Origin of the sequence: Pseudomonas sp., assembly GCF_050739655.1 — a bacterium.
In the GTDB taxonomy this organism is placed as follows: Bacteria; Pseudomonadota; Gammaproteobacteria; order Pseudomonadales; family Pseudomonadaceae; genus Aquipseudomonas.
Genome location: NZ_JBOIBY010000440.1, coordinates 1 through 8750, shown reverse-complemented (window position 1 = coordinate 8750; position 8750 = coordinate 1). Strand labels below are relative to the sequence as shown.

The following is an 8750-nucleotide window of genomic DNA, read 5'->3' as shown; positions in this document are numbered from 1 at the left end:
CGATGGACCCAAGAACACCGCTGGGTGTCAGACTTCCAGCGTCATCGTTGACGTCCATCGCGAGCAAGCTCGCTCCTACAGGGAAGGGCATTGCGCTGAAATTAACTCAAATTGATGGCGACTAGCTACAGGACAGCGAACGTGCCTTGTGCTTTTGCGACCAGTTTGTTGCCTTGCAGCACATCGGCCTCAACTACCAACGTGCGGCGACCCGGGTGGATCACCCGCGCCGTGCACATCACCTCGCCGTCCGAGACGGCGCGGATGTAGTTGATCTTGCACTCGATGGTCGCGCTCTGCTGGTCAAAGCCGTGGGTGCTGGAACAGGCCAGCCCCATGGCGATGTCCACCAGACTGAACAAGGCCCCGCCGTGCAGTTTGCCACTGCGATTGCGCAGCTCGGGTTCCAGCACCAGGGCGACTTGCGCCACCCCGGTTTCCAGGCTGTGCAAACGGCAACCCAGCAGCTTGAAAAACGCGCTTTCAATCAGGCCGGCCGGGATCTCCATCAACGTTTCTTCAGCTGTTTGGCGTTGGCGAACAGCGAAGCCATCGCGTTGTTGGACGGAGCCGCTGCCGTGGTTTCCTTGCGCGGGGCGGTGTTCTGGGATTGGCGTGGCGCCGAACCCGGACGCGCGCCACGGGCACCGTCGATTTTCTCGCCTGGGGTGTCGCTCATGCGCATCGACAGGCCCACGCGTTTACGCGGGATATCGACTTCCATGACCTTCACTTTCACCACGTCGCCGGCTTTCACCGCTTCACGCGGATCCTTGATGAACTTCTCTGAAAGTGCGGAGATGTGCACCAAACCGTCCTGATGCACGCCGATATCGACGAAGGCACCGAATGCAGTCACGTTGGTCACCACACCTTCGAGGATCATGCCTGGTTGCAGGTCCTTGAGGTCTTCGACGCCTTCCATGAACTCGGCAGTTTTGAACTCTGGACGTGGGTCGCGGCCGGGCTTTTCCAACTCTTGCAGGATGTCGGTGACGGTCGGCAGGCCGAAGGTTTCGTCGGTGAATTTCTTCGGATCGAGACGCTTGAGGAACGAAGCGTCGCCAATCAGCGAGCGAATGTCACGGTCAGTTTCGGCGGCGATGCGCTGCACCAGCGGATAGGCTTCCGGGTGCACTGCCGACGAGTCGAGCGGGTTTTCGCCGTTCATGACCCGCAGGAAGCCAGCGGCCTGTTCGAAGGTTTTTTCACCCAAGCGTGCGACTTTTTTCAGCGCAGCGCGGGTCTTGAATGCGCCGTGCTCGTCGCGGTGGCTGACGATGTTCTGCGCCAGGGTCGCGTTGAGGCCGGAGATACGCGCCAGCAGCGCCACGGACGCGGTGTTTACGTCCACGCCCACGGCGTTCACGCAGTCTTCGACCACTGCATCCAGGCCACGGGCCAGTTTCAGCTGCGACACGTCGTGCTGGTACTGGCCGACACCGATGGATTTCGGGTCGATTTTCACCAGTTCAGCCAACGGGTCTTGCAGGCGGCGGGCAATCGACACCGCGCCACGGATCGACACGTCGAGGTCCGGGAATTCCTTGGCCGCCAGTTCCGATGCCGAGTACACCGATGCACCGGCCTCGGACACCATGACCTTTGTCATCTTCATGGCTGGGTATTTTTTGATCAGTTCGATCGCCAGTTTGTCGGTTTCGCGGCTGGCGGTGCCGTTGCCGATGGCGATCAGGTCCACCGAATGCTTGGCGCACAGGGCGGCCAGGATCGCGAGGGTCTGGTCCCACTTGTTGTGCGGCACGTGCGGGTAAACGGTGGCGTGATCCAGCAGCTTGCCGGTGGAGTCGACCACCGCCACCTTGCAACCGGTACGCAGGCCTGGGTCGAGGCCCAGGGTCGCGCGCGGCCCGGCGGGGGCCGACAGCAGCAGGTCGTGCAGGTTGTGGGCGAATACGTTGATCGCTTCGGTTTCCGCGCCGTCACGCAGTTCGCCCAGCAGGTCGGTCTCCAGGTGGGTGTAGAGCTTGACCTTCCAGGTCCAGCGAACCACTTCGCCCAGCCATTTGTCGGCGGCGCGGTTCTGGTTCTGGATGCCAACGTGCTGGCCGATCATGCCTTCGCATGGGTGCATGGTGCCCGGCAGTTCGTCGCCGACTTTCAGCGCGGAGCTGAGAATGCCCTCGTTGCGACCACGGAAAATCGCCAGGGCACGGTGCGACGGCATGCTTTTGAGTGGTTCGTCGTGTTCGAAATAGTCGCGGAACTTGGCGCCTTCCTCTTCCTTGCCGGCGATCACGCGGGCGCTGAGGATGGCTTCCTGCTTGAGGTAGTTACGCAGTTTGTCCAGCAGGCCGGCGTCTTCGGCGAAACGCTCCATGAGGATGTACTTGGCGCCCTCGAGGGCAGCCTTCACATCGGCCACGCCTTTTTCAGCGTCGATAAAGCGTGCGGCTTCGGTTTCCGGGGCCAGGTTCGGGTCATTGAACAGGCCGTCCGCCAGCTCGCCGAGGCCGGCTTCCAGGGCGATCTGGCCCTTGGTGCGGCGCTTTTGCTTGTACGGCAGGTACAAGTCTTCGAGGCGGGTCTTGGTGTCGGCGAGCTTGATGTCGCGTTCGAGCTGCGGGGTCAGCTTGCCTTGCTCCTGGATGCTGGCAAGGATGCTGATGCGCCGTTCGTCGAGTTCTCGCAAGTAGCGCAGACGCTCTTCCAGATGACGCAGTTGAGTGTCATCGAGGCTGCCGGTCACTTCTTTCCGGTAACGGGCGATGAAGGGAACTGTAGAGCCTTCATCGAGTAGCGCGACGGCCGCTTCGACCTGTTGTGGGCGTACGCCGAGTTCCTCGGCGATGCGGCTGTTGATGCTGTCCATAAAACCACCTGACAAATTGTGAAAGCAGGCTCGCAGGCACAGAGATAGGGGCTCGGCGAGTCTGGTTGAGCGGCCTGGCCTGCGCCGCTACCTGGGTCAACAGGCAAGCCGTTGACCCGTGAAATCGAACAAATGCTGCGGCCGCCATGAAAATAAAAAGCGACTGCCTGTAGTACCTGTCTGATGTTGCCTGACACAAATGGCCGCGCATTATAACCAGCGTTCCGCCATTCTGGGACATCGCGGGACGCAGGTGCAGTACCCGGTTTTCTGGCAGTAAAGGAAAAATCTGCTAACAATGCACACGGTGCGTATAGCGGCAGCTACGCCATAATGCGCGCCGAGCTAAAAGGAGCATCCAATGAGCAGCACTGCAAACATTGCTGAAGGCGAAAAAATTCTTATTGTTGACGACGACCCGGGCCTCAGCAGCCTGCTGGAACGTTTTTTCGTCAGCAAGGGCTATCGCGCCCGTACCGTACCGAACACCGAGCAAATGGACCGCCTGCTGGCACGCGAAGTGTTCAACCTGGTCGTCCTCGACCTGATGCTGCCCGGCGAAGACGGCCTGACCGCCTGCCGTCGTCTGCGCAGCGCGAACAACCAGATTCCGATCATCATGCTGACCGCCAAGGGCGATGAGCTGAGCCGCATCAAGGGCCTTGAACTGGGCGCCGACGATTACCTGGCCAAGCCGTTCAACCCGGATGAGCTGATGGCCCGTGTCAAAGCGGTCCTGCGTCGTCAGTCGGCTCCGGTGCCGGGTGCGCCGGGCAGTGAAGACGAAAGCGTGACATTCGGTGACTACGAATTGTCCCTGGCCACCCGCGAACTCAAGCGCGGCGAAGAAGTGCACATGCTCACCACCGGTGAGTTCGCGGTACTCAAGGCCCTGGTGATGAACGCCCGCCAGCCGCTGACCCGCGACAAACTGATGAACCTGGCCCGTGGCCGTGAATGGGATGCCCTGGAGCGTTCCATCGATGTGCAGATTTCCCGTCTGCGCCGGATGATCGAGCCAGATCCATCCAAACCGCGCTATATCCAGACTGTCTGGGGCGTGGGCTACGTGTTCGTTCCGGACGGCGCCGCCACCAAGTGATCGGCGATTTGTAGGCGCGGGTCGTGCGGGCGATGGGTCAAATGGCCTTGCCCGCAGACTCGCGACCCGCAATATGCGAGCATCGCTCGTTCCTGCAAGTGTGTAGCGGCTATCCATGAAAACCCCCGTTTGGTTCCCCCAGAGTTTCTTCTCTCGCACCCTTTGGCTGGTGCTGATCGTCGTTCTGTTCTCCAAGGCGCTGACCCTGGTTTATCTGCTGATGAACGAAGACGTGCTGGTGGACCGTCAATACAGCCACGGTGTCGCCCTGACGTTGCGCGCCTATTGGGCGGCCGATGAAAACAACCGCGACAAGATCGCCGAAGCCGCGACCCTGATCCGGGTGGTGGGAGCCGGCGTGCCGGAAGGCGAACAACACTGGCCTTACAGTGAAATCTATCAACGGCAGATGCAGGCCGAGCTGGGGGCCGACACCGAAGTCCGATTACGCATGCATTCACCTCCGGCATTGTGGGTTCGGGCGCCGAGCCTGGGCGATGGCTGGCTGAAAGTCCCGTTGTATCCACATCCACTGCGTGGCCAGAAAATCTGGAATGTACTTGGCTGGTTCCTCGCCATCGGCCTGCTTTCCACTGCTTCGGCATGGATTTTCGTCAGCCAGCTCAACCAACCCCTCAAACGACTGGTTTACGCTGCACGGCAACTGGGCCAGGGTCGCAGCGTGCGTCTGCCGATCAGCGATACGCCGAGTGAAATGACCGAGGTTTATCGCGCCTTCAACCAAATGGCCGAAGACGTCGAGCAGGCCGGTCGCGAACGTGAATTGATGCTGGCTGGCGTGTCCCATGACCTTCGTACGCCGCTGACCCGGTTGCGGCTGTCCCTTGAGTTGATGGGGGATCGCAACGACCTGACTGACGACATGGTTCGCGACATCGAAGACATGGATGCGATTCTTGACCAGTTCCTTGCATTCATCCGTGATGGTCGTGACGAGTCGGTGGAGGAGGTGGACCTGAGCGATCTGGTCCGCGAAGTCGCCGCGCCGTACAACCAGAATGAAGAAAAAGTGCGCCTGCGACTGGAGCCGATCCAGCCGTTTCCGTTGCGTCGGGTATCGATGAAGCGGTTGCTGAATAACCTGATCGGCAACGCGCTGCACCACGCGGGCAGCGGAGTGGAGGTGGCCGCTTATGTCTCCGGTGACACCGCCGCGCCCTATGTAGTGTTGAGCGTCATGGACCGTGGCGCCGGCATCGATCCGTCGGAACTGGAAGCGATCTTCAACCCTTTCACCCGTGGTGACCGCGCCCGTGGCGGCAAGGGCACCGGGTTGGGGCTGGCGATCGTGAAGCGGATTGCTTCGATGCATGGCGGGAATGTCGAGTTGCGCAACCGTTCCGGTGGTGGGCTGGAAGCGCGTGTACGGTTGCCGTTGGGGCTGATGTTGCCGCGGGATGCGGTTTAAAGGCTGGCCTCGGCGGTGGGGCTGACGGCCTCTTCGCGGGCAAGCCCGCTCCCACAGTGATCGCGTCGAGCACAAAAATTTGCGATAGACACGGACCCTGTGGGAGCGGGCTTGCCCGCGAAGGGGGCCTCAAGACCGCCACATGATATTGGGCTTATCCCTTGCCCTTGGTCCGGGTCATGTTCGGCCCGCCATTTTTCTCCAAATGCTCAATGATGATCCCCGCCACATTCTTGCCAGTGGTGGTCTCAATCCCCTCAAGACCCGGCGACGAGTTCACTTCCATCACCAGCGGCCCATGATTGGAACGCAGGATGTCCACACCCGCGACCGTCAGGCCCATGACCTTCGCTGCGCGCAAGGCGGTCATGCGCTCTTCCGGCGTGATCTTGATCAGGCTGGCGCTGCCGCCACGATGCAGGTTGGAGCGGAACTCCCCTGGCTTGGCCTGGCGTTTCATCGCGGCAATCACCTTGTCGCCCACCACGAAGCAGCGAATGTCGGCACCGCCAGCCTCCTTGATGTACTCCTGAACCATGATGTCTTGCTTGAGGCCCATGAATGCCTCGATCACGGACTCTGCGGCCGTGGCGGTCTCACAGAGCACCACGCCGATGCCTTGGGTGCCTTCCAGCACCTTGATCACCAGTGGCGCGCCGTTGACCATGGCAATCAGGTCGGGAATGTCGTCGGGGGAATGGGCGAAGCCGGTGACCGGCAAGCCGATCCCGCGGCGCGACAGCAATTGCAGTGAGCGCAACTTGTCGCGTGAGCGGGCGATGGCCACCGATTCGTTGAGCGGAAAAACTCCCATCATTTCGAACTGGCGCAATACGGCGCAGCCGTAGAAGGTCACGGACGCTCCGATCCGTGGAATCACCGCGTCGAACCCTTCCAGCGGCTTGCCGCGATAGTGGATCTGCGGTTTGTGGCTGGCGATGTTCATGTAGGCGCGCAGCGTATCGACAACCACCATTTCATGGCCGCGTTCGATACCGGCTTCGACCAGGCGACGGGTGGAATACAGACGCGGGTTCCGCGAAAGCACAGCGATCTTCATGCAACACCTGTGGAGGAGGTAGATACCGGGAACACCGGCTTGTCTTGTACATATTTAATGCCCGGATTGACCACCAGTTGGCCGTCGATCAAGGCTTTGGAGCCAAGTAGCAGGCGATAACGCATGGATTTGCGGCAAGCGAGCGTGAACTCGACCCGCCAGACCCGATCACCGAGGGCCAGTGTGGTACTGATCACGTATCGCACCTGCGCATGACCGTTGGAGCTTTTGATGGTTTTTTGCGTCACCAGGGGCGCTTCGCAACGACGGTGACGCAGTTGCACCACCGTGCCCAGGTGCGCCGTGAAGCGCACCCATTGCTCGCCATCGCGGTCGAACACTTCGATATCGGTGGCATGCAGGCTGGATGTACTGGCGCCGGTGTCGATTTTTGCCCGAAGGCCTGCGACTCCCAGATCCGGGAGCGCCACCCACTCGCGCAGACCGACAACGGTCAAATGATCAAATGTCTTCAAAATTGCTCAACCGGTGGAAACCGCGACAGCCGCAGGGGCCGAATTCGCGGTATTCACGCAGAATAATGGGTAAAAGGCGACAGATATCTACGGCCCGGATTTCCAGCCTCACTGGGAGGTTATGGAATGTCAGCATTGTAATCCGGGGTCACGTAATTCTTGGTACGACAGAACGGTAGTACAGTTCACCAATATTTCAGAACGAGGAAATCCCATGGCACAAAAAAACGAAGAGGACGACAAAGTCCGCCTCGATAAATGGTTATGGGCTGCGCGTTTCTACAAGACCCGCGCCTTGGCCAAGGCGGCGATTGAAAGCGGCAAGGTGCATCACCGGGGCGAGCGCTGCAAGCCGGGCAAAGAGCCGCGCATTGGCGATGAATTCGAGATTCGCACCGGTTTCGACGAGCGCACGGTCGTGGTTCAGGCACTGTCCATCGTGCGCCGCGGCGCGCCGGAAGCTCAGACGCTTTATGCAGAGACTGAAGCCAGCATCGCCAAGCGCGAAGCCGCAGCAGCCCAGCGCAAAGCCGGCGCCCTTGGCGTGAGCACCGATGGCAAGCCGAGCAAGAAGCAGCGGCGCGACCTGTTCAAGTTTCGCGGCAGTAGCAACGAATAGCGTTGATTAAGGCCCCTTTGTCAGGGGCCGACTTGCAATTGCAGGTGCGAGCAACCATATCGGGGGATTCCCCGACGCCGTAGCGAGCCTACAAATAGCCGCTCGTCGAAAATCACTACAGCATCCGACCCCATGGGCCATAAAGAGGGCCTACGGCGTCAGAGGCGTTGAATTTCATTTTTTAACATTCAGATACCCAGACTTATGACCCACCTACCGGATACCGACTTCACCCAACGCTTCATCTTCGATGACAGCGACAACCGTGGCGAAATGGTTTCGCTGGAACTCAGCTACGCCGAAGTCCTGGCCAAACACGCCTATCCGGAGCCGGTTGCGCAGTTGCTCGGCGAACTGATGGCGGCGGCAGCGCTGCTGGTCGGCACCTTGAAGTTCGATGGCTTGCTGATCCTGCAAGCTCGCTCCGAAGGCCCGATTCCGCTGTTGATGATCGAGTGCTCCAGCGAGCGCGACATCCGTGGCCTGGCCCGTTACGAGGCCGATCGGATTGCGCCTGACGCGACCCTGTCCGACCTGATGCCGGATGGCTCGCTCACCCTGACCATCGATCCAAAGCAGGGCCAGCGCTACCAGGGCGTCGTCGATCTCGACGGCAAAGACCTGTCCGAGTGCTTCACCAACTACTTCGTCATGTCGCAGCAGATCGGCACGCGCATCACCCTGTGCGCCGATGGCCGCCGTGCTCGCGGCATCCTGTTGCAACAACTGCCGTCCGACCGCATCAAGGACGAAGAAGAACGTGCGGCCCACTGGCAGCACCTTAGCGCCCTGACCGGGACGCTGACCGTCGATGAACTGTTGAGCCTGGACAACGAAACCGTACTCCATCGTCTCTACCACGAAGAGCAGGTTCGCCTGTTCGACGTGCAGAAACTGCGCTTCCGTTGCAGTTGCTCCCGTGAACGTTCGGCCAATGCACTGGTCAGTCTGGGTCATGAAGATGCGCAGAACCTGGTGGTCGAACACGGTGGCAACATCGAAATCGACTGCCAGTTCTGCAACCAGCAATACCTGTTCGATGCCGCCGATGTCGCTCAATTGTTCGCAGGCGCGGGCCTCGAGACGCCGTCAGATACCCGTCACTAAAACGGTTCAGCGCAGGTAAATTCACTGGTTCGTGCCGGATTAACGCCGTTACGACAGGAGGGGCCTACTCTTTTTGGGCTTTTCTGGCATAATCCGGGCCACTTTTTTCGCGGTAGTAGTGCAC

Annotated in this window: 8 protein-coding genes; 4 read left to right on the top strand and 4 right to left on the bottom strand. The window is 60.3% G+C overall.

Annotated features, from left to right (window positions below):
• Nucleotides 1-125 precede the first annotated feature (125 nt).
• Entirely contained in the window at nt 126-509 is a 384-nt protein-coding gene (locus ACRESJ_RS21270) for a PaaI family thioesterase (RefSeq protein WP_431759658.1), read from the bottom strand.
• Nucleotides 509-2833 (bottom strand): Tex family protein, encoded by a 2325-nt coding sequence (locus ACRESJ_RS21265; protein WP_431759657.1) that lies wholly within the window; start codon nt 2831-2833, stop codon nt 509-511. The genes ACRESJ_RS21270 and ACRESJ_RS21265 overlap by 1 nt, the downstream gene beginning before the upstream one ends.
• A gap of 361 nt (nt 2834-3194) precedes the next feature.
• On the opposite strand from ACRESJ_RS21265, the gene ompR reads away from it, so the two are divergent.
• Together ompR and ACRESJ_RS21255 are read left to right on the top strand one after the other, a co-directional pair.
• A complete protein-coding gene (gene ompR, locus ACRESJ_RS21260) occupies nt 3195-3935 on the top strand; it encodes an osmolarity response regulator transcription factor OmpR (RefSeq protein WP_431759656.1) in 741 nt (246 codons plus the stop codon).
• A gap of 115 nt (nt 3936-4050) precedes the next feature.
• A complete protein-coding gene (locus ACRESJ_RS21255) occupies nt 4051-5364 on the top strand; it encodes an ATP-binding protein (RefSeq protein ID WP_431759655.1) in 1314 nt (437 codons plus the stop codon).
• Between the two features lie 154 nt (nt 5365-5518).
• Here the strand turns inward: ACRESJ_RS21255 and rimK are convergent, their stop codons facing one another.
• Nucleotides 5519-6424: a 30S ribosomal protein S6--L-glutamate ligase gene (gene rimK, locus ACRESJ_RS21250; protein ID WP_431759654.1), complete on the bottom strand. Its 906-nt coding sequence runs from the start codon at nt 6422-6424 to the stop codon at nt 5519-5521.
• Entirely contained in the window at nt 6421-6840 is a 420-nt protein-coding gene (locus ACRESJ_RS21245; RefSeq protein WP_431759659.1) for an ATP-dependent zinc protease family protein, read from the bottom strand. The genes rimK and ACRESJ_RS21245 overlap by 4 nt, the downstream gene beginning before the upstream one ends.
• Before the next feature lie 274 nt (nt 6841-7114).
• On the opposite strand from ACRESJ_RS21245, the gene ACRESJ_RS21240 reads away from it, so the two are divergent.
• The gene (locus tag ACRESJ_RS21240; protein ID WP_431759653.1) at nt 7115-7519 is read left to right on the top strand and encodes an RNA-binding S4 domain-containing protein; all 405 of its coding nucleotides are present in this window, start codon (nt 7115-7117) and stop codon (nt 7517-7519) included.
• A 204-nt stretch (nt 7520-7723) separates the two neighbouring features.
• A complete protein-coding gene (gene hslO, locus ACRESJ_RS21235; RefSeq protein ID WP_431759652.1) occupies nt 7724-8626 on the top strand; it encodes an Hsp33 family molecular chaperone HslO in 903 nt (300 codons plus the stop codon).
• The last annotated feature ends 124 nt before the right edge of the window (nt 8627-8750 follow it).